The sequence below is a fragment of the Cellulomonas sp. APG4 genome (genome assembly GCF_009996735.1).
Taxonomy (GTDB): Bacteria; Actinomycetota; Actinomycetes; order Actinomycetales; family Cellulomonadaceae; genus Actinotalea.
The window spans coordinates 1-21904 of the sequence record NZ_JAACYI010000019.1; the positions used below are offsets into that span (position 1 = coordinate 1).

A 21904-nucleotide genomic window follows, 5' to 3' on the forward strand; every position below is an offset into this window, starting at 1 on the left:
CCATCAGGGTCGGCGGTGCGGCAGGCGGACAGATCTCTCAATGAGGACACCGGCAGGGTCGGTCATTCTGTGGGTCACGCCAGCCGGCACCACCTTGCCGCGCAGCATGCTGGCGAGTCTCACAGTCCTTCTGGTCGACCATGCAGCGCGAGCTCCTGGACCGCCGCTCCTGGGCCTGCCGCGAGGAGCTCGCCGCGGCGATCTTCGAATGGATCGAAGGCTTCTACAACCCTCTCCGGCGCCACTCCGGCCTGGACTACCGGTCCCCGAACGACTTCGAGGACCTTCACACCGCCGCCACCGCGGCGGCATGATCACCCAACCCGAACTGTCCGGGAAACCGGGTCAGGCTCCCGGTCTTTCATGCGGCCGGTGATGGGGACCGGCTCGCCGGGAATCGGTGGGTTCTGGCGTTCGCTGAGGTGTCAGGGCAGCGGTGAGGCCCGGCTGTCGCGCCGGGTGGGCGGGTTCCGTGGTCCTCGGGTCGTCGGGACAGGGTGTCGGCGGGTCAGCCGAACGCGGTGCGTAATCGGCCCCAGCCAGTGGCGATCGCGGCGGCCCAGCGCCAGGCCTTGTCTATGCGCAGCCGCATCTGGCGGCCGCCGCGGGTGACGCGGGCGGCGACATGCAGGACGCGGTAGCGGAACGCGGCGATCTCGCACTTGGCCAGGACCGGGTGGTCGGCGAAGGCGATGAGCTTGGTCCAGGCGATCAGGTCGGTGGCCATCAGGACGACCTCGAGCCAGGCGTTGTTCTCTGCCCAGCCCCGGCAGGGCAGGTTCCGCAACCCGGTGGCCTTGGCCTGGCGGATGCGGTCCTCGACGCGGGCGTGCTGACGGTGGCGCAGCTCCAGACCGGCGAGCTGGCCGGGGCGGCCCCGGCGGCATCGGCGCGGAGGCGGTCGACGTCTCGGCCGAGTCCGTGCTCTCAGGCGCCTTGGGCACCGTCGCCCCGATCGCGGGGACGGGAGAGGCGCTGTGCTCGGTGACGGCGATGCGCGAGGTGCCGCGCGATCCCGACGGCGTCCCTGGCGTGGACTGGCTCGACCTGGGCCTGCCCCTCGGCTCGCTCGGGAGGCTCGACCGCCGGGTGGGTGCCTTCCCGCTCGTCCCCGGCGGCGACGAGTCATGGCGGGCGCCGGTCGACGCATGGCTCCAGGGCGTGGCTCGGGCGGTCTTCGCCGCGTGCCCGTACGAGCACGCCGTCCTCGGCTTCGAGGTCACCGGCGTCGAGGTCGCTGATGCGGAGCGCGAGCAGGCGTTGCTGCTCGCGCCCGGCCCGACGGGGGAGCTCGCCTTCACGTCGGCACCGCTCTTCGCCTACCCCCACCTACGACCCGTGGCCGCGCCCGACGAGCGCCGGACGTCCAGCCGGATCGCCGCATGGTCGTGGCCGCTCGGAGGCGCAGTCGCCGCGGCGGTCCTCTGGACCGTCTGGCCCGAGACGCGTGACGAGCCCTGGTGGACCATTGCCGGCCTCGCCCTCGCCGGAGCGGTGGTCGTGGCGGCCTCCGCGTGGTCGCGCCGACGCCGTTCGCGTCAGGCTTGAACTTCGGTCGAGCCGTCGAGGCGCGAGGGGGGAGTGAGATGACCGAGGTCTCCTCGGGCGACTCTCGCGTCGACGTCGCGCTTCCTGCGCAGCCTCCCAGACCCGACCGCTTACAGTCTGCAGGCCTCAACGTTTACAGTCTGCAGACTGCTGCCTTTGCGGCCTGCGGATTTCGACGCTGACACTCTGCTGTCGCTCGAGGCGCGGAGCGCGCGTGCGGGCGAGGGGAGCGCCCGATGGTGTCGGGCTGCCGTCGCCGTGGCCATGGTCGGACCTCTTCGCCATGGCACGAGCCGACCAGCACGATGGTGCCGGGTAGGTCTGACCTGGCCTCGATGAAGCCCTGGCCTACGGAAACCAAGGGAGCGGGTGACGGGAATCGAACCCGCGCTGTCAGCTTGGGAAACTGACAGAACCGGTTCTAGCCACTCGCCGCGAGGCCATCGCTACAGGTCAGAGCCAGCACAGGTGCCAACTTGCGACAGCGAGCGACACCTCGTGACGTCTCGGTATGGAGCGTAATGGAGCGGCGCGCGGCAGCCAAGGACGACACCGCCACGGCAGCGCTACTACGTCTGGTCAACGTTCTTCGGCCGGCCTGGAGCAGCGCGGACTCGGCCATCCCGAGCGGGCGGGCAACGTCACGAACGGTACGCCCGGACTAGTCGATGCCACCCTCGTCGGTGCGCTCGCTCAACCAGCTCGGGCGCGCTACGGCGAGACTGCGGCAGAAAGGGCCTCGGCGTGCTTCATCCTCTCGGGCAAGCGTAGCTGCAGACCTCATCAACGGTGTCCGTCGAAGCGGGTCGCGATCTCCAGCCAACCGCTATCAACGGGTGGCCGAGCACACCTAGTTGGCGTCACTGACTAGGAATCTGCGCGACGTGAGCCGCTCAATCTGGCCGCTGGCGTGGAAGACCAGGCCAGCCATGAAGTCGACGATGCGCTTCGCGTCGGCATCGTCGAGAGCCTCGAGATTGACACCGACGGTCCCATGTTGGCGCAGCAGTTCGCCGATGGCTCGGGCGTCCTGGTACGACCTCACGTCGACCCAGGTGAGCCCTGATGTGCGAGCGGTCTGTGGCGCTGCGTCTTCAGTGCCGGCCTGCGCGACAGCCTGTTCGAACTCTGCGCTGGCTCCAAGAGCTTCGAGCCGCGTCATCCGGGTGAGCAGGGCGCTGATCCTCGCACGGAAGCCCACGGCGAGGGCGAGGACCGTCAACGGCCAGATGAACACCTTGATGTACTCGAGCACAACGAGCGGCGTCGACATGTCCGCGAACATATCGGAGCCTGATGCCGCCAGCCCCAACTAGGGCCTACGTCCTGGAGGGTCAGGGGCCTCCTGCGGAAGGGCGGTTTCAGCAACAAGAGCCAGCATCCCGCTCGGGACATCGCGCCACTGGGCCCGGTACCTTCCGGTATGGCCACACTGTCACCGGAGACGGCGCCCGCGACGTTCTTTGACCGCCTCGACGTGCGCCGCGCTCTAGGCATGACAAGCGTGGACGACCTCTGGGACTGGGCGGTCGGCGGCGGCTCTGCTGGCGGACTGCCTGTGGGCGACAAGGTCGTGTACCGCGGGCAGTCCCACGCTGACTTTGGGCTGACCTCGTCCTTGTACCGGCTCTGTCGCAAGGCACTGCCGTCCGGAGTGGCGGAGAAGCGCTTGGCTGAGGTCGAGGCGAAGGTGCTCGCGGCCATGCGTAGTGAAGGGCTCGGCAGGCGTATGAGCGATGGACAGTTGCTCTCCGTGCTCCAGCATCACGGCGTTCCGACGCGGCTCATCGACTTCTCGCGCGGTCCTCTTGAAGCGCTCTACTTCGCCGTCGAAGGACGCGACGGCATCGACGGTCGCATGTTCGTGGTTCGCGTGGACGGAAGGCCGACATCCGTTGCGACAGAGATGCCTTTCGAGTCGACTCACGGCGACCCCGCCCTGCCGTGGGCCTCGTATGCCCGGGGTAACACGCGCGCGCAGGATCCGTGGACGCAGACAGTCGCCCTCGTTGACCCGAAGGACCTCGATCCGCGAATGGTCGCTCAGCGCGGCGTCTTCCTCGTGGGCGGACTCAACCGGCGGTCCGCGGGGCGCAGCATGCGTTACGCGGCGGCCCCTGGAGGCCGAGCGGGGCGAGAACTCGCGCCAACGCTCTACGCCGACGTGACGTCCCTGGGCGTCAACTTCACGACGAGGATCTCCCGCCGGCCGCACGGCTCTTGGCCCGCGTCCGGATGGACCATCAAGATCGATCACGCCTGGAAGCCAGAACTCCGTAGCCGCCTGGCTTCTCTGGGTGACTCCATCAGTAGAGACACCATGTACCCCCCGGTGGATGAGGTCGCGCGACTGGCGAACTACGCCGTCCTCGAGGACCTGGCCCAAGGCAGCCGACTGTAGGCACGGCAGCGCGTCATTGTGCCCGGCGGGCCGCCATCACCTCGGCGGGATGGGCTCCTGTGCGCTCACCTGGCGACGGTCCGCACGCGACCATACGCGCGTGGCCGCACTCGTATGCGAGCGTCGACCAATCGACGCTCGCCGATGGGAACTGCTTCGGCCACCGATGCGTCGAGGGCCGCGCGTTCCACTCGCCGAGGAGCATGCGACGCCGGTCGCGGAGGTTATCCCCAGGCTCGCGCGTGTGGCGCTCATGAATCCTCGGCATCGCTAACCTGCAACCTGGATCGGGACGAACCAGGGGGAAGCGGGAATGGGTACAGGGGGCGCGGTGGGGAGCGGTGAGGCTGTTGCGGACTTCGAGGAGATGCGCGCAGCGACGAGGCGGATGAACGACGCCGGGGACACCCTCGACGCCCAGCACCGGGTGCTGGACTCCCGTGGGTCCTACCGGGCTGAGCTGCCACCGCACGTTGCGACGGTGCTGGACTCGTTCGCTGACCGGTGGGAGCACACCCTGACCCAGCTCGCCCAGGCGATGTGTGACACCGGGACGAACGTTGAGCAGTCCCGGGTCGCGTACGAGGACCGCGACGGGTTGGTGTGCTGGGACATGCGCACCCTGGACGGGCGGAACTGATCGTGGCGCCCCACCCCACGTACGGGGCCACCAGTCCCGCAGTGTTGCTTCACGCGGCTGACCCTGCCCTGGTGGACGACGACGCCGGTGACCTGCGCGGGCTCGCTGTGCGGCTCGAGTACGAGATCGCCCCGCTGCTGCGGACCGCGACGACACCCGCGTGGCAGGGCCTGGCCGGTGAACGGTACGAGCTCACCCGTGACGGGTTGTGGCGGGCCGCGTTGGGGGCCGCGGACGCGTTCAACGACGCCGCCGTCGTCTTGGAGACGTACGCGTCCGCGGTGCGCGCCGGGTACCAGCAGCTCGCGGCCGCGATGGAAGACCCGGCCGTGTGGTCGGACTCCACGGCCCGGCACGTGACCATCGACGGCATCCAGCACACCCTGGACCAGGCCGCTGAGGACCTGCGGGTGGGTCTCGGTGCGTGCTCGAACTTCCTGCCCTCCCCCACGAGCGGGATCTCCGAGGCGTTGCGTGGCGCTGGGGACTGGTGGGACGGGCTCGAGCTGTGGCAGCAGATCCTCGTCGGTGTGGCCGTCGCCGGGGCGACCGCCCTGTCCGGTGGGTCCCTCGGGGTGGCGATCGGCGTCGGTGGCGTGGCGTCCTATGGGCTTGAGCACGCCCACGGGCTCGCTGACCTCAACGACGACCCCGTCGCGGCCACCCAGTCGTACTTCGAGACGACCACACCTGCCGCGACCGCCCTACACGTGGGCGAAGCGGCGCTGACGTTCGGACCGGGAGCGTTCGGCGGAGCGGTCCTGGGGACGGGTGCACGGCACGGCATCTCCCAGGCCGTCAGGCACCCGCACGTCTACGCCGGAGAGCTCAGCAACGCGATGGCAGCCGGTGACCGGGGTGCGGTCGACTTCTCCGCGTTCATGCGACGCGACCCGATCACCGCAGCCAACGGGGACCTCATCACACCTCTTGACGCGGCCGCGCAGCCCGGAGCTGCAGCGCAGTACCTCGACCAGAAGGTCGTGCCACTGTCCGCCCGAGGTCAGGCCCTGGACTACCAGGTGGCCCAGTACGGCGAAGCGGAGCGGGCGATCTTCCTGCCGAACGGTCGAGAGGTCCGCCCGGACGGGTTCAACCCAACCTACGGGGCGGTGGGCGACGCGAAGTTCGTCCACGAGGGCCAGACGTCGTCGTTCTACATCCCGGAGACGATGTCGAGCCCCGGTATCCAGACGATCGCGGAGACCAAGATGGACAACACCCTCACACGGTTGTCGCAGGCGTCGCTGGCTTCGGGTGGGGATGGGATCGTGGAGATGACGACGAACAACCCGAGGGCGGCCGCGTACATGGAGGCGCGCATGAGCGCGTTGAACATCACCGGCTACGTACGGATCGTGGAGTGAGATGAGTGACGTTCTGATCGCCAGCACAGGGTCCTACCGGTTCGACATCGACGCGCTCCAAGCCGCAGCATCGTCGCGGTGGCCGGGGATGCGCCGATTCGACGGCGCAGGCTCCGGGGACGGACAGTTGCAGCACGTCGGCGCCGACAACCGGCTCCTCGACGTCACGAGCCTGCGGGCCGGTCACGGCCTGGGCGTCGAAGGTGACCCTGAGCGGGTGGCCGAGTTCATGGCCTGGCTGACGACCCAGCCCGGGTTCCCCTCAGACGGGAGCATCGAGGTCTACAACTGGGCGCTGGACATCATGCACCTGGCCCCTGGTGCGCAGGTAGGCGAGCTGTTGGCGTCGCTCCCCTAGCCTCGCTTGTCTGGAGCGCCTGCTGGCACACTGTCGCTGTGCCGAATGAGAGCTCTCGAGCAGAGGCAACACGTCGTCGCCGCCAGGCTCTGCACCAGGAGGGCTTCAACGCGCCCTTGCCGACAGAGCGCGGAGCCCCGCCGGAACCGTCCACGGTGTCTCGCGACGTCGACCCCCGTCCGGCGCCTGGCCCGGCCACGCCGAGTCGCGACACCTAGCCCTTCGTCGCGCGCCGTCACCGGCCATCGTTCCTAGGGCTCCCAGCCCGCAGGCGGCAAGGGTCGACTGTGGCGCAGCGACACGCGCCAAGCTTGACCTCGTGGGCGAACCGCACGGCGGCACACTGGGCGGATGCGGCGGATCGCAGGCCAGAGACCGTACGGGGGCGACGATGGGCCGAGCGCCGCTGAGTTGCTCCTCGAGGAGACCCGTCGCGCCGAAGACCTCCAGGAAGGCGCCGGAACCGCGCTGGACCAGGTCGCTGGGATCACGACCGGGTTCGCCGGTGTGGTCGTGAGTGTGCTCGCGGGTGGTGACGGGTGGCCGACGTTGATAGCCGCGGTGCTAGCTGCACTCTCGGCGGTGTGCGGGGTGCGCGCCATGGCGATCCGGACGACGGCGACGTTGCGCCCGGTCGCGCTCCTCGAGCGGTTCGAAGGGACGCCCAGGGCGGAGGCTGAGGTGGCGGTGCTCGCTACAGCTGCCCTCCTCCACGAGGACCGCGCCGAACGGCTGCGCAAGAAGCGCTGGTGGTTCAGCACCGCCGGCGGGCTGCTCGTGGGTGCTATCGCGGTCCTGCTCCTAACGCTTACGCTGGATGCGGTCAACGCCGACCATGAGGCGACCGCTCCCACGGAGCAGATCGGTCCCACACCAGATGAGGAGGTGGACGGGTGAACGGCAACGACACTGCGATCTCGTTCGCCGCGTCCCTCGCTGACCCGACGTTGGTGAGTTCGGCGGAGGGCGATCGTGACGACACCGAGCGCGTGCGCCGGTACCTCCTGGGCAAGGGTGCGGCGGAGGGCGATCGTGACGACACCGAGCGCGTGCGCCGGTACCTCCTGGGCAAGGGTGCGACGAAGGGCAGTGCTCGCGTCGTGCCCCGTGGTGCGAAGACCAGCCGGGGCGTGACGAAGAGCGCTGCCAGCGGCCGGTTCGTCAGCAAGGCGCGGTCGGCGCGGTCAAACCGCTCTAGCGACTGACCCGGTTCGCGATGGCACTTCGGATCGTGTCTACGGGGTGGCAACTCCGCTCCTGTCCACACGGCCGAGGACGGTCGCTTCCCCAAACCACTGTATAGACGGCACCGTAAGATTGGGATGCGCCCGACACATAAGGAGCACCCCATGACCAGCCAGCTGACGGTTCAGCGCGCACCGCTGGATGCCCTACGTGCCTCCGACGCCACGCCTGCCGTCGTCGTCGACACTGCTGCTCGCGAGCTGATTGTGGATGCCAACGCGGGTGCGACCCCGCCCGCGGCCAGCGACCGCAGGATCGCGTTTCCGATCCTGATGGGCATCGACCGGCCGGTGATGATCCTGGACGCTGACGTCGACGCGATTCTCGAGTGGGTCGCCCCGCTGGCGCGCCGGCTCATCGAGGCCCCGCACTCCCTGGTGCTGCGCGAGGCCATCGTGACCGCGATCCGCCTCGCGTGGGATCGCCTCGACGTGGCCCGTGCGACCGTGGCCGAGCCGTGGGATGCGGTGTGGGCGGAGGCTCGGGCGGCCCGTGAGCGCGCCGCAGCGGTCGTCGTCGCTCAGCACGTCGTGGCGCTGCACGACCCGGCCCGGCACGGTGGGTGGGTCGTGGAGCCTGTCGTGGAGGACGATCTCGCGCTCCTGCGGGCGGGTCACGTCGACCACGGCTATCACCCAGAGCCGGTCGTGCTCTGGTGGGCGGACGCCGACGTCGAGACCGACGTCGTGGACGCGTACGTGGCGATGCTCGCCGCAGCGCAGCGGACCCCCTTGGCGGTGCCGGCATGAGCGCGACGGAGCGGCTCGCGGCGCACGTGGCGACCGAGGCCGCGCACCAGGCAGCCCTGGACGCGGTCGCGCGTGCCTATGACGCGTACGCGGGCGAGGGCGCTGACGGCCTCGGTGGGCTGCCACCGCTGACACGCAGGCGGCGCCGGCGGGTGGAGCGGGTGGCGCTCGAGGGCGCGGTGCGGGACGCGGTCGCAGCGGGAGTGCCGCCGAGCCGGATCGCCCGCACCTTGGCGGTCTCACCTGGGCGGGTCACCCAGCTGGCGGGGCGGCGGATGGCGGCCTGACTCGCTCCTCCTGCCCCCTGGGGGAAGGGCCGCACCGAACGGGTGCGGCCCTTCGTGTTGGGCAGCGGGGTGACGGGCCATGCGGGAGGGGACGCCCGGTTTCTCTGGCCGTTGGCGAGGCTGGATCGGGCCGATGCGAGGCCGATCCGCCCACTTCTAGCACCTTGGCGTGCTCGCTCAACCCGACCGGTGGCGACGCCGCCCTAACGCTAAACGGGTTGTATAGACAACGGTATAGGCTGTAGCCAGACAGCACACAGCAGTACCGCGCAGAGGAGCACGACGATGAGCACCCAGACAGTCACCATCGAGGAACTCGTGGACGAGTTGACCCGCGACCTGCCCGAGCAGGTCCACCTCGAGATCCACGGCACCACCGTCTACCTCTGGCGGGAGGTGCGCGTGCCCCGGTGCTGCAACATGCGGCCCGAGGCGACCGCGTTCACCGCCCTCGACGCCCTTGGCGTCATCCGTGGCGACGGCGCAGTGTTCGAGCAGTTCAACTGCTGCACCTCCGAGATCGTCTCTGGCAAGGTGCACCGCTTCGACGCGCACGACGAGGACGCTCCGACCGCGCTGCGTGAAGCTCTCGACATCCTGCTGAGCGACCTTGCCGAGGAAGAGGCTGAGGAGGCAGGCGAGGGGGCGCAGTTTGTCGCGGACGCCGCCGCACTCGGCATCACCGTGGAGGCGTGGGCGGAGGAGGGCATGGCGTACTGGGTCGGGTCGTGCACCCGCTGCGACGACGTGTACCCGGCGAACGAGGGCGGGTGCTTCGACCGTGACGAGGCCGACGACGTGCTCGCCTGGGCCCGCGCCCACAAGCGCGACTGCACCGCCTGAGACGACCCCTCCCGCCCCGTGACGTACACACAGGGGCGGGAGGGACCTCCACCTAGGGCGTGTCTCCTATGTCCGTAGCCAGGTGATGATGGCGGCGAGGACGACGGCGCCGCGGTAGGTCACGGCGTGCTTGTCGTAGCGGGTGGCCAGGCCGCGCCACTGCTTGAGCAGGCAGAAGGCGCGTTCGACGACGTTGCGGCCCTTGTACCGGTCGGGGTCGTAGGTGACCGGGCGGCCGCCGCGGGAGCCGCGGCGCTTGCGGTGGCCTTGCTGGTCGCGCGGTTCTGGGATGACCGAGACGATGCCGCGGCGGCGCGGATGGCGCGTGAGGAGTACGCCTTGTCCGCCAGCAGTGCGTCCGGTCGGGTCCGGGGGCGGCCTGGTCCCAGACGCGGGACGTGGATCATGTCCAGCACCGGCAAGCACATGGGGGCGTCACCGCCTTGACCAGGGCCGATGAGCACCGCCAGGGGCCGACCCTTGCCGTCCACGGCGTGGTGGATCTTCGTGCTCAGCCCGCCGCGGGACCGCCCGATCGCATGGTCAGCCGGCTCGACGCGCAGATTCGTGTGATTCGGAAGGTCCCCCTGTGACCCGGGGCAGGGTGGTGGCGTGCTGGTGAGCCCGGTTGACGGTGGAGTCGATGCTCACTGCCCAGTCGATGTCACCAGCGGCGTCGGCCTGGGCCAGCAACGCGGCGTGGATCTTGTCCCACGTGCCGTCCCGGCTGAACCGGGCGTGGCGCTTCCAGACCGTCTGCCACGGCCCGAACCGTTCCGGCACGTCCCGCCACGCACACCCCGTGCGGAAGCGGAACACGATGCCCTCGACCACCTGCCGATGATCCCGATACGGCCGTGAACGACCCCTGACCTGCGGCATCAACGGCGCGATCCGCGCCCACTGAACATCACTGAGCTCCTGCGTTCGATTCACCCGGCCAGCATCGCGCGCACATCCCGCTCATCTTGGGAGACACGCTCTAGTCCGCTTCGAGGACGTTGTTCTCATACGTTCGGTAGTCGTCGATACCAAGGTCGCTCATGCGGTTGAACGTGTCCCGCCCGCCACGCGAGGCATACAGGTGCGGATCGTACATCCCGTCCGTCACCGGGTAGGTCCGGCTCTGGGAGTCGTAACCATCGGACGGGAACGGGACGTCCAGTTCCCGGTGGCGCAGATCGAGGGTGGCCAGGTAGTCCGGCACCAAACGGCCCAGCCCGGCACGGAGCTCTCGCAGCCGCATCGGCACGACCACGGCAAGCATCGGCACGATCGAGCCCAGCAGCACCCAGACGATCGCGGGCACACTCCCGTCGGGCAGGTCTGGTGTGCGCAGCGCCAAGGCGAACATCTCGTACAGCGCCCATGCGCCCCACAGGCCAAGCAGCGTGTAGCTCCACCGGCAGGTCCGCGCCTGCCACTTCCCGCCCAGCTCGGTGAACTTCCCCGACTTGATGCCGCCGTAGGCGATGTTCTGCAGACGGTCGTGCTCGCGGCGCTCGGAGTCGCTAAGCAGCCGGAGGTCAACGCCCATGTCGTCCCCCTCGTTGTTCGACGGTCAGCCCATCCTCCCGGTCCCGCCGCGGTTCCACCAGGCTTCCCACCCGCTCTACTCGACGTGACTGCGGCATCCCCGATCTAGCGCTGCCGCCCAGCTGGGTCTAGACCAAGGGCCGCCACAGCCCACCCGACGACCAGCTCGGACTTCCCACCAGGAGCAACAGCACAACGCTCTGGAAGGACGAGAGGCGATGGTTCCCCGCACCCAGCACACCCGTTCCCTCAACACCCTGACCGTGTACCGCGTCGGTGACCGCACGACGATCGTGGTTCGTGACGCTCGCGGCATGGTCCTCACCGCCGATGTCGCGCACGGCCCGCTCAGCCCCGACGCGCTCACCGAGCTCTACGGCTGCCCGTTCACCGTGACTGGCACTTCCCGTGGCGTGAACAGCGCCGGGCGGGCGTGGACCGCCACGCACTACACCGTGGGCGTCCCCGCACGGGGCGGTGAACTCTGTGGCCGCCAACAAGCTCCACGCCCGATGCGCGCTCTGCGGCGGGACGGTCGAACCCGGCGAGGGCCTGACGCAGCCGGTCGACGACCAGTGGAGCATCGTCCACCTACCTGGGGACTGCGAACGCACCGACGCCCAGCGGTACCTCTTGAGCGCCGACGAGCGTGACGCCGACCCGGCTTGGCAGCTGGGCCTGACCGTCCACGGCCCACGCGGTTGGGTGACGATCCTCCGCAGCCACCGGGTCGAGCACCCCCGCACCGGGGCGCGCACCGTCGCCTACTGGGTGCGCACCGCCGGCCCCCTGGAGATCGCGGCCGCCCAGCTCCTCGACGTGGAGGTGACACTGTGACCCCGACCGACCTGGACGCACTCTGGGACGCGATCGAAGCGCTCGAGGCCGCCGACTTCGCCGAGCTTGGTGACCTCGCCGCCCGCTAGGAACACCGCTGAAGAGAGGCTCCACCCGGTCGGGTGGGGCCTCTCTCGTGGCCCGGTGGCAGCATGGGGGTGTGTTGACCCTGGATCCGCGCCTGGTGCTGCCGGCTGACGGGCTTCCGTCTAGCCGACGGCGGGCGCAACGCGCGATCGCGCGGGCGTGGGCAGCTGGTGACGTGGCCGTGGTACCGGCCGCTGTGCCGCTAGTGCAGGAACTCCTTGCTGCGGGCCGCCCGTGGTGGTGTCGCCTGCACTGCCGCCGCCGCGGGCGTTAGCGGCGCTCTCGTGCGTCGTCCTCGCGCGGAGGCGACACCGACGCCGGCACCTTCGGTGGCACAGACGGGCGACGCACCACCTGCCCCGTCCGCGATAGCCCGACGTATCCGCCGCCACGTGGGGCGAACCATCTCCGGTGATCGGGGCGGTCGCTCACGCTCATGCCCTGACGGTACCTCCGGTGGGATCATCGGACCATGACCGACCGGGACGCCCTCGACGCGATCCGTGCCGCCGCCGCCACCATGGGAGCGACCGTCGTGCACATCATCGGGCCGATCCCGGGCGCCGGGGTCGTCGCAGCCCTCGACGTCGACCGCCTCACCCTGGACGGTGCCGCCGCGCTCCGGCGGGCTCTCACCGTCGCGTGGCCGGGGGAGCGGGTCGATGTGGTCGCGGCACCCGTGACCACCTTGGACGTCACCGGGCCGACCTCCTCTGGTCCGCTTGGGCCGCTCATCGCCGCGGGATTGGTCACGCCCGCCACCAACCCGCAACGCGCACCCCGACGCGCTGCGCCGTTGACCAGCGTTGCCGACGTCGACCTTGCCCTCCAGCGCGACCGCGCCGACCTGACGACGTTCGCCGACCTGCCCCGGCGTCAAGGGAAGGAGCCGACCGCGGATGCCCTCGATGCCCTCCGTGATGACCGTTGACGTTCACCCGCGGTGGACGACCTCATCGCGGCCGGTGCGGACGACGCGACCGTCACGGCCGCGACGTTGCACGCCGTCGGCCTCGACTAACGCACAGGCTTACCGGGTGAGCATCTCCCACAGGACTAACAGCTGGCGGGCGATGCGGAGGGCCTGCTCGAGGCGGGACCACGTGACCGGGTCGACGGCGAAGGTGTAGAGACGGGCGGAGAGACGACGTGTGCATGTCATGGTGCGGACGTTGACGGACCGGCGGGGCTTACGTCGCGCTCTCGTGCGGCGGGTGGGCGTGGTGGTCATAGGGGCCTCCAGGGTTTGGTGAGCTGCTGCTGCATCGACTGGTGGATGTGCGGGGGATCGCTCCCTCACTTCTTGCTCCGGACTCGGAGTGGACACGACAGGGCCATCGAGCAGACGGCCCCCCCGGTTTGAATCCGTGTCCCCGCACCCGGACCACTCGACGCGGACGCCGCCGAATGCAGGCGGGCATGACGAAGGCCCGCCACCGCGGTTGGTGACGGGCCTCGTGGAGGTGGGGCTGGTTACGCCGCGTGGGCGTCCCCGGTGGCCGCTGCCCACGCCACATTGGCAACGGCCGGGCGCGCTTCGACCTCGACCGGCTCAGCTTCGACACGGACCACCCCGGCAGATGCGCGCGCCGGGGCTCCGCGCAACACGAACCGCTCCACGGCGAGGTCGACTAGACCGTGCGCGAGCGCAGGGATCGGCTCGCCCGTGGTCACAGTCCGAGCTCTCTCGCCGTCGTATCACCGAGCACCTGGGCCGGCTCGATGTACTGGGCGAGGGTTTCGAGGTTCTTGTGCCGGGTGGTGCGCGCGAGGCGGACGGGGTCGACGCCGGCTTCACCGGCGGCGGTGGCGTGACCGCGACGCAGGGAGTGTCCGGTGATGCCGATGTCGTCGAGGCCGGCGGCCTTGGCGCGCGCGGTGAGGATCTCGGCGATCGCCTGGCCGGTCATGCGGTTGACCTTGGGCGTCCCGTCCTCCTCGACCCCGGTGGGGATCGTGACCCACTCGGCGCCGGGAGCGATCCGCTGGAAGAGGAAGTCCTCGCCGGAGATGCCCGCGGCCCTGATCCACCGGCGGAGTGCGAGCACAGGGTCGGTCTGCGGGTCGTGGCCGGCGGTGATGCCGACGATGACCTTCTTCGTCGTGGACGTGCGCTGCCCCTTGGACTTGCGCAGGGTGATGAGGGCGTCGGAGCCCTTGAACTCGACGTCGCTGACGTGCAGGCCGGCAAGCTCCGAGCGGCGCAGAGCGCCCGCGAACCCGGTCAGGATGATCGCGACGTCACGCTTGCCGCGCAGGGTGCGCCGGTCGATGTGCTCCTTGGCGACGATGCGACGGATCTCGACGGTCGTGAGCGGGTGCGCCTTCTTGGTCGGCCTCGCCTCCTCGATGGCCTTGCGCCGCAGACCAGCCATGACCATCCGGACGCCCCGGTTCGATGTGGGGTCGTCGAGGTCGACCTGCTCGTGGAAGAACCGGATCGCGGCGAGGTCCTTGGTGATCGTAGAGACGGACATCCCTGCGTCGGCGCGTTCGGTCACCCACGCGCTGACCGACAGCGGGTGCGCGGGCAGTGGGGTGTGCGGCTGGCCGTCGGGGTGGACGGCCGGGTCTTCACACCACGCGACCCACGTGCGCCACGACGACGAGTAGGACTTGAAGGTTCCGGACGCGACCCTGTGCTCGAGCGCTTCGGTGATGAGCGCCTTCTGCCGGTCAGTCAGGACAGGCAGGGACTCGACGAGCTCGACGTCACCGGGGTCCGCGGCTGTGGAGGTCACGATGCCTGTGCTCATCGTGTTCACCAGCTCCTCGTTCAGGGAGCCGCGCTGTGCTGCTCCTTCGACTTGTCGACGCTAGCCGGCGAGACCGACAACACCTAGCGATACGACACCTGCGGGAAGCGACATTTCAGTGAGTCCCTCCGTCACTGAGCGCATGCACCGCTAGCCCAGACCGCCCCGGCGTCCCTGGTCCCTGGTCCCTGGTCCCTGGTGCCTGGTGCCTGGTGCCTGGTGACTCGGGCCGGCCTACTCGCGACGCTCTGGAACCATCTGAGGCATGACAGCCAGCGTCTCGGACACGTCCCTCTGCGAGATCGGGCGTGTCGCCGTGGCGAGTTCCAAGATTGACCGAGTCCTGGGCTTGATCTTGAACGCGCGTGTCGGCACTGGGCGCACGGTGGCTCAGGCTAGGCGGTTGGCGGGGCTATGAACGCAGCACCTCTGCAGTGCTCAGCACCGGATTGCACCGCACCAGCGGCCTTCCGGACTCGGATCCGTCCGACGTGGTGCGACGACCACATCACTGAGATCCTCCGCGAGGGTGGCGTGGAGCCGGTTGAGCCGTTCCCGGGCCCGAAGGCATGGCGTCGTACGCGGTGTCTCACCTGCGGGTGCGAAGCGCACTACCGGCTTGAGTACACCATCGAGAAGAACGCGAGGAAGGAGCCCACGTGCCGCGCGTGCTACTGGCGCGCATGGGCGACTGAGACCCGCCAGATGCGAGGGGTCTACGCAGATGTCACGGCTACCGCCCTGGACAAAGCCCGCCAGCATGCCGAGAAGCACGGGTACGACTACCTTGGGGCCCTGACCGACCCTTCCCTCCCGGATGATCCGCATCACGTTCGTTGCCGACACTGCGGAAGGCTCAGTGCCGAGCGGTTCGGTGACATCGGTTGGGGGTGCTCCTGCCAAAGGAACCCGCGTCGCGGCGACGCTGCTCCGACAGGGGAGGCCGGCAAGTCGAAGCGCCAGCTCCTGCGCGACAGCGACCTTGATGCGGTGCAGTGGTGGGACCACGAGGCGAACGCCCCGGCGCTTTGGGCGACGGTGACGGTTGCGGCCCGCCGAGAGGTGGCGTGGCGGTGCCCCGACTGCGCGGTCCCGTTCACGGCACGCGTCCTGGACATGGTGCGCCGGCCGAAGTGCCCAGTCTGCGAGGTGGAACGTCAGCGGGCCTGGGATGCCTTGGTCGCGAAGTACAGGCAGACACACGTGGCTGACGTGCCTGCCCTGGCGGCCGCGTGGGCTGACGATACCGACCCCCGGTTCGTCGCGGTCGCAGGGGACTGGCGGCTGCGCAGGTTCCGGTGTCCCCGAGGACACCACCCTCGGCTTAGCCCCCTGACGTACCTGCAATCCGGGTGCCCGTCCTGCAGAGGGCAGGCAACCCTCGCTGAGCGCATTGCCACCTCCGACGCCCACGTCTCGCCGGCGGGCATGCCCCCCGAGATCGCGGCCCAGTGGCATCCGACCAAGAACGGCGACCGTGACGTGTCAACCGTGTCGCCGGGATCGCGAAAGGCGTTCTGGTGGCGCGACCCGCTGTGTGGTCACGAGTGGGAGGAAACGCCAACGCGCAGAGACCAGGGTCAGAGGCTGCGGTGCCCGGTCTGCCGGACGATCCTTGACTCCCTCGCTTTCCACTGTCAACGACGGCCGAAAACGGACCCCCTGGCGGCGGGCGAAAATGGACCCCTCTCGTGGTGTGGTCAGTCGGTCGGGGCCGCTGGTGGGCGCCCGAGGTCTCGGTTCTTGAGCCGGTAGGAGTCGCCCTTGAGGGCGATGACGTCGGCGTGGTGGACGAGGCGGTCGATCATCGCGGCGGCGACGGTGTCGTCGCCGAAGACCTCACCCCACCGCCCGAACGGCTTGTTGCTGGTGACGATCAGGGAGGCGCGTTCGTAGCGTGCGGAGACGAGCTGGAAGAACAGGTTGGCGGCTTCGGGTTCGAAGGGGATGTAGCCGACCTCGTCGATGACCAGCAGCGGGTAGCGGCCCAGGCGGCGCAGCTCGTCTTGCAGGCGCCCGTCGTGGTGAGCGGTCGCGAGGCGGTCGACCCACTCGGCGGCGGTCGCGAACAGGACCCGGTGACCGGCCTGGCAGGCGCGGATCGCGATGCCGGTTGCCAGGTGGGTCTTGCCGGTGCCGGGCGGGCCGATTAGGACGACGTTCTCCCGGCCGGTGATGAAGTCCAGGGTGCCCAGGTGGGCGATCTGCTCGCGGCGCAGGCCGCGGGCGTGGGTGTAGTCGAACTCCTCCAGGGACTTGCGGGCCGGGAAGCGGGCGGCGCGGATCCGGCCTTCGCCGCCGTGGGCCTCGCGGGCGGCGACCTCCCGTTGCAGGCAGGCGGCGAGGAACTCTTCGTGGGTCCAGGACTCGGTGCGGGCGCGGTCGGCGAGCCGGTCGACGGCCTCACGCATCGTGGGGGCCTTCAGCGCCCGGGTCAGGAACGCGATCTCGGCGGTGACGTCCCGGGCCTTGGTCGTGGCCATCAGGCGACCTCCTCCAGCCCGAACGCGGCGTCGTAGGTGCCCAGGTCCCGCTGCTCGACCTCATCGGTCTGCGGGGCGGTCGGTCGTCGATGATGCGCGGCGGCCATCGCCAGTGCCGCGGCCCGGTGGGCGGGGTCGGTGATCGTCTGGTGGTTCGCCCAGCACCGCTCGTGGCGTCCGACCAGGCGCCCGCCCCAGGTGATGGTGACCGTGGTCAGGTCCGCGATCACCTCGACCTTGCGGCCGACCGCGACAGGGTCCACCGAGTAGTCGTTGGAGTCCAACCGGACGTAGTGGTCCCGCGGCAGCCGCGTGGTCACCCGCCAGCCCAGGGCCGGGGTCACCGGCGGCAACGGGACCATCGCCGCGGCGTCGGTGGCCCACCGGTCGGCCGGCTTGCAGCCCAGCGACCGGTGATGGCGACGGTTCGCCTTGACCAGCCACTCGGTCAGCTGGGTGTTGAAGTCCGCGACCGAGGTGAACGTGCGTCCGGGCATGAACGAGGTCTCGAAGTAGCCGTTGGTGCGCTCGACCAGGCCCTTGGCCTCGGGGTCCCGCGGCCGGCACTGGTGCACCCCGACCCCGAGGATGCCGCGGAAGACCTCGAACTCCTCGGCGAGCTTGGGTTTGCCGCCGCGCCAGGACCCGACCGCGCCCTCGTTGTCCCAGACCAGCTCGCGGGGGACCGCGCCCATCTGGGTCAGCAGCTCCCAGTGGCCCAGGATCAGGTCCGGTGCGTGCCTGGTGGGGATCATCACCGCGAACAGCATCCGCGAGTAGCCCGCGCTCATCACCAGCACCGGCGGCGTCCCGACCTGCCCCGCCCCCAGCGGGATCTCCGCGGGCGGGAACCACAGGTCGCACTGCGCCCGATGCCCCGGGTCATAGGTCGTGCGCGTGGCCGGGTCCGGCGGCAGGTAGTACGGGCGGATCTCCCGGACCCGGTCCTTCAGGAGCGTGATCGACCGGGTCCACCCGATCCGCTCAGCGATCACCGTCGCCGGCATGTCCGGGGTCTTGTGCAGCAGCTCGCGGATCGCCGGCTCCACCGCGTCGACGATCGAGCCCTTCGGCGCCCGGACGTACTTCGGCGGCACGTCACGGGCCAACGCCCGACGCACCGCGTTCCTCGAGACACCGAGCCGGCGAGCGATCGCCTTGATCGCCATCCCCTCGACCCGGTGCAGCCTGCGGATCTCCGCCCAGTCCTCCACGGTCATCACCCTCCTCAGCGTGGCCGAGGGGGGTCCATTTTCAGCCGACGCTCAGGGGTCAGTTTTCAGGCGTCGTCGACATCCACTTCCCGGACCTCGCGACCGAGTGGGCGGAAGGCAACCCGCTGTCCGCGTGGCACGTTCGACCTTCCGGATCAACCCCGTTCGTGCCGACGTGGGTGTGCAGCAACAACGCGACGCACGTGTGGCAGGCGAGCTTGACCTCACGAACCAACGGCAGCGGCTGTCCGGAGTGCAGAGAGCACGGAAAGTCCCAGGTTGAACTGGACCACTACGCAGCCGCGGAACGCGCCTTCGGCAACGCAAGCTCGGGCCGGTCGCTCCGCCACAGCACCTTCACGCACCGTGCAGCCTGGACTGCCGACATCGCCATCGACCTCGACGACGGGCGGGTGCTCATCGTGGAGTATGACGGTGCCTACTGGCATGCCGGCAAGCGAGATGTCGACGCGGCCAAGTCCCGCGACTTGCTTGCCGCAGGGTATGTCTTGGCGAGGCTCCGAGAGCATCCGCTTGCCGCACTCGACGTCGAGCATCCCTGTTACACGGAACTTGTGGTGTACGCCACCGCCCCCGATCCGGACGCTGCCATGGCGAGCCTCCGTGACTGGGTGGACAGGCGCACTACACCGGAGAAGCCCGATTCGCGGTAGAGACCTACCGGGCGGGGCGTTCCCCGACGCTACGCCGCGAGACGCGGATTCCGAGAGCTGCCGAGGCGTGACTGCCCGCGGCCGTCGCCACCCGGGCGGGCGGCCCGGGGGGCCAGGCTCGGATGCCGTACCGCGGCTGTGCACTGCCCAGGAACGGACCTCTACAGGATGTGCGCACTAGTCAGGGACAGGAAGACCTGGCCCCCGGTGTCGCTAGTCGCGTCGCCGGGCGTCGGCGATCAGCCGAACCGCTGTGTAGGTGAATCCTTCGCTCGCGGACCGGCCGTTCCCCGCACGGGTGACAAATCGAAACTGGGCTGGGCCCCCGAGCGGGTCGTCCGTGCCGCTTTCGTGGTCGACGGCGCGGGCAGCCGGCAACGCGTCGACGATCCATCTCTCGCTCGAGTGCGCTTCGAGCCGGACTGGCAGCGCCGGGCCGTGGATGTCGTTGTCCTGGACGTACGCCAGCGGCTCGTGACCCGCGGGGTACGTGACGTGGAACCCCTCGATCGTGACGGCTGCCCGTCCCGAGTTCACGACCGTGAGCTGCACGGGCGCGCCGCTCGGGAACGGGTTGTCCGCCGAGTCCATTGGGATTCGCAAGGATTGCAGCCTGAGGCGCGGTCCGCCCGCGCGGTACGAGAGCGCCGCGACCACTAACGACCCGGCGGATAGGGCCAACGCCGCGTAACTCACCCAGGCAGGAGCGCTCGACACACAGACGAGGCTAGGGCAGGTTGAGGCTCGGACAAGACAACGCGTCGGGAGCGTGGCGCTCGCGGGAGTCTCGGGAGGCCCTGACGCTAGTCGTTCCCGTAGTCCCCCTCTTCGTAGATCGGGTCGTCCGTCGCCATCGTGATCTGGTCGGCGAGGTCCCCCTCAGCGACGAGCTCGTAGTTGTCGAGCACGAGGTGACACTGCGGGCAGCTGAAGTAGTCGGGTGTGAAGGTCACCTCGATGTACGGGGAGACGTCAGGGTCCCCCGACCACACGACGTCCTTGCTGTCCTCGATGTCACTCTCGGCTGTGCCGACCGCCCCGCACGCCGGGCACTCCGCCTCACCCTTGTATTTCAACCACGCCGCCAGATCCACGGTTCGCTTCCAGCGAGCCGCCTCATCGGCAAGCATCAGCCCGGCCTCATAGCGGTTCAGGGTTCGACGTGCCGCGTCGACCAAGGCTTCGAACCGGTGCTTGATGTGCTGGGCGTTTCGGCTGAGGTGCTCCTCAACCTCGGTGGCGCGGTCGCTCCCCACGAGTGAGTCCGGTCCGAGCTGGTGAGCGGACAGCAACACGTTCACCAGCGACCAGAACCGTGACCACCATGCTTCCGCAGGTAGCGTGAGGAGGGCGACCTCCGTGCCGTGCAGGTACTCGTTTCGAGCGTTCGCGAACTTGGCCGCCTCCGTGTCGCTGAACGGCCGGTAGATGGCTGCGCATCGCTTGAACGCCGTTGATGCGGTGATCGAGACGTACGGTCCGCCTTCACGAAGCCCGAGGGCACGGAACAGCTGGTCGCCGTCGGCACGTACTGGATCCGCGACCAAGGTCGGTGACGTCCGAGCGAGCGCCCACTTTGCGAGCTGTTCAAGCGCCAGGGAAGCCCAGAGACGGCGCTCGTCCTCGCTGCGGATCGAGTCCGGCTCAAGCGCCCTGTTGATGAACAGGAGGGTCTTCGTCCAGTACCCGTCCGCACTGAATCCGGTCACGGTGTGGCCTCCAGGTACGCGACTCGCGAGAGACGCCTGTCCAGGTCTCCCTCGACAACGGCAGCTCGGCCGTGCAGGACGCGCCGGTTCCTAATGACTAGGACCTTCCCGGGAGAGTCCCACAGCACCTCTTGTACGTCACCCTCCGGTGGTGCCTGCAGCGCACTGGACAGACGCCGCGCCGACGCGTCTGCCGGCGTCATACAACCTGGATCGAAGCGCAAGGCTGCGCCGTCAAGTGCAGGTGCGAGCCACGTCTCACTTCCAGAGTGGACGAGGAACACGCCATTCCTGTCGGGCGATGTAAGCAACTTTGCGATGTGCGGCCTCCACAAGCGTGTGGGCGTGGCGCTGACGTCGGTGCACCACAAGATGATGTAGTCCGGTGGTTGGCGGAGGTGGGCCCCGTCCGTGTGCAGGGGCTGTTCGCCGAGCCCGACCTGAGCGCTGAGGGACGCAGGCTGGGCGGTGTCCGCAGTGGTTGGGCGAAGCTCCTTCACCGGTGCCTCACCCCGCCGGTTGGGGACCGCGATCAGACCAAGCGCGTGGGCCTGGGCCTCGAGGTTCGTCGCGACAGGAAAGTGCGAGCCCTCGTTCCTACGTGGGACGTGTCCCACAGCCCACCCAGCCGTCCTGGCGGTCCGGATGAGTGACCCCAGCAGCGTCTCGGCCATGCGGCGACCGTAGCGGCGTCGAAGGCCCCGTTCACCAAGATGGCGCCCCGTGCTGTGAACGCGTTGCGGATTGCCGGGTGAACCGCGGCGCCAGCAGAGCTCGAGACTCTTGGCCTGGGGGCAGGGGCTCATCGGGCTGCCGGCCTCTGTGGGGCGCTCGAGCCAAGGGGGCTGCCGAGAAACGAGGGCCGTCGCGTGGCCAGGCGGGGCCGTCAGATCGAGTTCGGGCGACCAAGGTTCCGGACCCCCGTAGTAGAGCGGACCAAATGCTCGTCCACAGTCTGCGCAGAACTCTTCCGCCGCTTGGCTGTAGCGCCCAGGGTTGACGGCATGCGCGAGCCCGACGACAGCAACGGCGAGGCGGATGAGCGGGCGATCCTGGCCCTGTTCTGGGAATCGCTGAACACTGACGGAGTCGCAGCGGCGATTCTGATGCGGACCAGTGGTGACATCCTCACCGGCCACGAGCCCGATACGCCGAAGTGATGTCCGTGTC

24 protein-coding genes, 1 tRNA gene and 3 pseudogenes are annotated in these 21904 nt (G+C 69.4%); 16 read left to right on the plus strand and 12 right to left on the minus strand.

Annotated elements, in window-relative coordinates; all coding sequences use genetic code 11:
* Positions 1–122 precede the first annotated feature (122 nt).
* Positions 123–314, plus strand: a pseudogene (locus GXB85_RS13375) (IS3 family transposase); the annotation flags it as partial.
* Between the two features lie 194 nt (positions 315–508).
* On the opposite strand, the pseudogene GXB85_RS13380 reads toward GXB85_RS13375, so the two are convergent.
* Positions 509–868, minus strand: a pseudogene (locus GXB85_RS13380) (transposase); the annotation flags it as partial.
* A gap of 68 nt (positions 869–936) precedes the next feature.
* Between GXB85_RS13380 and GXB85_RS17885 the strand changes: the two are divergent.
* Positions 937–1548 carry a hypothetical protein gene (locus GXB85_RS17885; RefSeq protein WP_202627975.1) on the plus strand — a complete coding sequence of 204 codons (612 nt, stop codon included), beginning with the start codon at positions 937–939 and terminating at the stop codon, positions 1546–1548.
* A 364-nt stretch (positions 1549–1912) separates the two neighbouring features.
* On the opposite strand, the gene GXB85_RS13390 is transcribed toward GXB85_RS17885, so the two are convergent.
* Positions 1913–1981: transfer RNA gene (locus GXB85_RS13390), tRNA-Ser, on the minus strand.
* Between the two features lie 417 nt (positions 1982–2398).
* Positions 2399–2821 carry a cell division protein SepF gene (locus tag GXB85_RS13395; RefSeq protein ID WP_161918164.1) on the minus strand — a complete coding sequence of 141 codons (423 nt, stop codon included), beginning with the start codon at positions 2819–2821 and terminating at the stop codon, positions 2399–2401.
* Positions 2822–2971: 150 nt separating this feature from the next.
* Here GXB85_RS13395 and GXB85_RS13400 point away from each other — a divergent pair, with 150 nt between their 5' ends.
* The 9 genes from GXB85_RS13400 to GXB85_RS13440 all read left to right on the plus strand — a co-directional run bounded on the left by GXB85_RS13400 (position 2972) and on the right by GXB85_RS13440 (position 9438).
* The gene (locus GXB85_RS13400) at positions 2972–3949 is read left to right on the plus strand and encodes an FRG domain-containing protein (protein WP_237728259.1); all 978 of its coding nucleotides are present in this window, start codon (positions 2972–2974) and stop codon (positions 3947–3949) included.
* Between the two features lie 388 nt (positions 3950–4337).
* Positions 4338–4589, plus strand: a complete 252-nt coding sequence (locus GXB85_RS13405; RefSeq protein ID WP_161918166.1) for a hypothetical protein — start codon at positions 4338–4340, stop codon at positions 4587–4589.
* A 71-nt stretch (positions 4590–4660) separates the two neighbouring features.
* The gene (locus GXB85_RS13410; protein ID WP_161918167.1) at positions 4661–5956 is read left to right on the plus strand and encodes a restriction endonuclease fold toxin-2 domain-containing protein; all 1296 of its coding nucleotides are present in this window, start codon (positions 4661–4663) and stop codon (positions 5954–5956) included.
* A 1-nt stretch (position 5957) separates the two neighbouring features.
* Positions 5958–6314 carry a hypothetical protein gene (locus GXB85_RS13415; RefSeq protein ID WP_161918168.1) on the plus strand — a complete coding sequence of 119 codons (357 nt, stop codon included), beginning with the start codon at positions 5958–5960 and terminating at the stop codon, positions 6312–6314.
* A 351-nt stretch (positions 6315–6665) separates the two neighbouring features.
* The gene (locus tag GXB85_RS13420) at positions 6666–7211 is read left to right on the plus strand and encodes a hypothetical protein (protein WP_161918169.1); all 546 of its coding nucleotides are present in this window, start codon (positions 6666–6668) and stop codon (positions 7209–7211) included.
* Positions 7208–7519: a hypothetical protein gene (locus tag GXB85_RS13425; RefSeq protein WP_161918170.1), complete on the plus strand. Its 312-nt coding sequence runs from the start codon at positions 7208–7210 to the stop codon at positions 7517–7519. The genes GXB85_RS13420 and GXB85_RS13425 overlap by 4 nt, the downstream gene beginning before the upstream one ends.
* Before the next feature lie 144 nt (positions 7520–7663).
* On the plus strand, positions 7664–8308 hold the full coding sequence (locus GXB85_RS13430) for a hypothetical protein (protein WP_161918171.1): 645 nt from the start codon (positions 7664–7666) through the stop codon (positions 8306–8308).
* Positions 8305–8595 (plus strand): hypothetical protein, encoded by a 291-nt coding sequence (locus tag GXB85_RS13435; RefSeq protein WP_161918172.1) that lies wholly within the window; start codon positions 8305–8307, stop codon positions 8593–8595. The genes GXB85_RS13430 and GXB85_RS13435 overlap by 4 nt, the downstream gene beginning before the upstream one ends.
* A gap of 285 nt (positions 8596–8880) precedes the next feature.
* Positions 8881–9438 (plus strand): hypothetical protein, encoded by a 558-nt coding sequence (locus GXB85_RS13440; protein ID WP_161918173.1) that lies wholly within the window; start codon positions 8881–8883, stop codon positions 9436–9438.
* Between the two features lie 52 nt (positions 9439–9490).
* Here GXB85_RS13440 and GXB85_RS13445 read toward each other — a convergent pair.
* Together GXB85_RS13445 and GXB85_RS13450 are read right to left on the minus strand one after the other, a co-directional pair.
* Positions 9491–10374, minus strand: a pseudogene (locus GXB85_RS13445) (IS5 family transposase).
* A 46-nt stretch (positions 10375–10420) separates the two neighbouring features.
* Positions 10421–10975: a hypothetical protein gene (locus tag GXB85_RS13450; protein ID WP_161918174.1), complete on the minus strand. Its 555-nt coding sequence runs from the start codon at positions 10973–10975 to the stop codon at positions 10421–10423.
* A 485-nt stretch (positions 10976–11460) separates the two neighbouring features.
* On the opposite strand from GXB85_RS13450, the gene GXB85_RS13455 reads away from it, so the two are divergent.
* Both GXB85_RS13455 and GXB85_RS13460 read left to right on the plus strand, forming a co-directional pair.
* Positions 11461–11811 (plus strand): hypothetical protein, encoded by a 351-nt coding sequence (locus GXB85_RS13455; RefSeq protein ID WP_161918175.1) that lies wholly within the window; start codon positions 11461–11463, stop codon positions 11809–11811.
* A gap of 559 nt (positions 11812–12370) precedes the next feature.
* Positions 12371–12829 (plus strand): hypothetical protein, encoded by a 459-nt coding sequence (locus GXB85_RS13460; RefSeq protein ID WP_161918176.1) that lies wholly within the window; start codon positions 12371–12373, stop codon positions 12827–12829.
* 99 nt (positions 12830–12928) lie between these two features.
* Here the strand turns inward: GXB85_RS13460 and GXB85_RS18580 are convergent, their stop codons facing one another.
* Both GXB85_RS18580 and GXB85_RS13465 read right to left on the minus strand, forming a co-directional pair.
* Positions 12929–13060, minus strand: a complete 132-nt coding sequence (locus GXB85_RS18580; RefSeq protein ID WP_255465825.1) for a hypothetical protein — start codon at positions 13058–13060, stop codon at positions 12929–12931.
* 508 nt (positions 13061–13568) lie between these two features.
* On the minus strand, positions 13569–14654 hold the full coding sequence (locus GXB85_RS13465) for a tyrosine-type recombinase/integrase (protein ID WP_161918177.1): 1086 nt from the start codon (positions 14652–14654) through the stop codon (positions 13569–13571).
* A 705-nt stretch (positions 14655–15359) separates the two neighbouring features.
* Between GXB85_RS13465 and GXB85_RS18920 the strand changes: the two genes are divergently transcribed.
* A complete protein-coding gene (locus GXB85_RS18920) occupies positions 15360–16409 on the plus strand; it encodes a zinc-ribbon domain-containing protein (protein WP_370524245.1) in 1050 nt (349 codons plus the stop codon).
* Here the strand turns inward: GXB85_RS18920 and istB are convergent.
* Both istB and istA read right to left on the minus strand, forming a co-directional pair.
* Complete coding sequence (gene istB, locus GXB85_RS13475) at positions 16355–17137, minus strand: IS21-like element helper ATPase IstB (protein WP_161918179.1); 783 nt, start codon at positions 17135–17137, stop codon at positions 16355–16357. The two genes, GXB85_RS18920 and istB, sit on opposite strands and share 55 nt — an antisense overlap.
* On the minus strand, positions 17137–18360 hold the full coding sequence (gene istA / locus GXB85_RS13480; protein ID WP_161918180.1) for an IS21 family transposase: 1224 nt from the start codon (positions 18358–18360) through the stop codon (positions 17137–17139). The genes istB and istA overlap by 1 nt, the downstream gene beginning before the upstream one ends.
* Positions 18361–18431: 71 nt before the next feature.
* On the opposite strand from istA, the gene GXB85_RS13485 reads away from it, so the two are divergent.
* Positions 18432–19025, plus strand: coding sequence for a zinc-ribbon domain-containing protein (locus GXB85_RS13485; protein ID WP_161918240.1), 594 nt, complete (start codon positions 18432–18434; stop codon positions 19023–19025).
* Between the two features lie 213 nt (positions 19026–19238).
* Here GXB85_RS13485 and GXB85_RS13490 read toward each other — a convergent pair whose 3' ends face one another.
* The 3 genes from GXB85_RS13490 to GXB85_RS13500 all read right to left on the minus strand — a co-directional run bounded on the left by GXB85_RS13490 (position 19239) and on the right by GXB85_RS13500 (position 21408).
* The gene (locus tag GXB85_RS13490; protein ID WP_161918181.1) at positions 19239–19577 is read right to left on the minus strand and encodes a hypothetical protein; all 339 of its coding nucleotides are present in this window, start codon (positions 19575–19577) and stop codon (positions 19239–19241) included.
* 251 nt (positions 19578–19828) lie between these two features.
* Positions 19829–20734, minus strand: a complete 906-nt coding sequence (locus GXB85_RS13495) for a hypothetical protein (RefSeq protein WP_161918182.1) — start codon at positions 20732–20734, stop codon at positions 19829–19831.
* A complete protein-coding gene (locus GXB85_RS13500) occupies positions 20731–21408 on the minus strand; it encodes a hypothetical protein (RefSeq protein WP_161918183.1) in 678 nt (225 codons plus the stop codon). The genes GXB85_RS13495 and GXB85_RS13500 overlap by 4 nt, the downstream gene beginning before the upstream one ends.
* Positions 21409–21738: 330 nt before the next feature.
* Between GXB85_RS13500 and GXB85_RS13505 the strand changes: the two genes are divergently transcribed.
* Positions 21739–21894: a hypothetical protein gene (locus tag GXB85_RS13505; protein WP_161918184.1), complete on the plus strand. Its 156-nt coding sequence runs from the start codon at positions 21739–21741 to the stop codon at positions 21892–21894.
* The last annotated feature ends 10 nt before the right edge of the window (positions 21895–21904 follow it).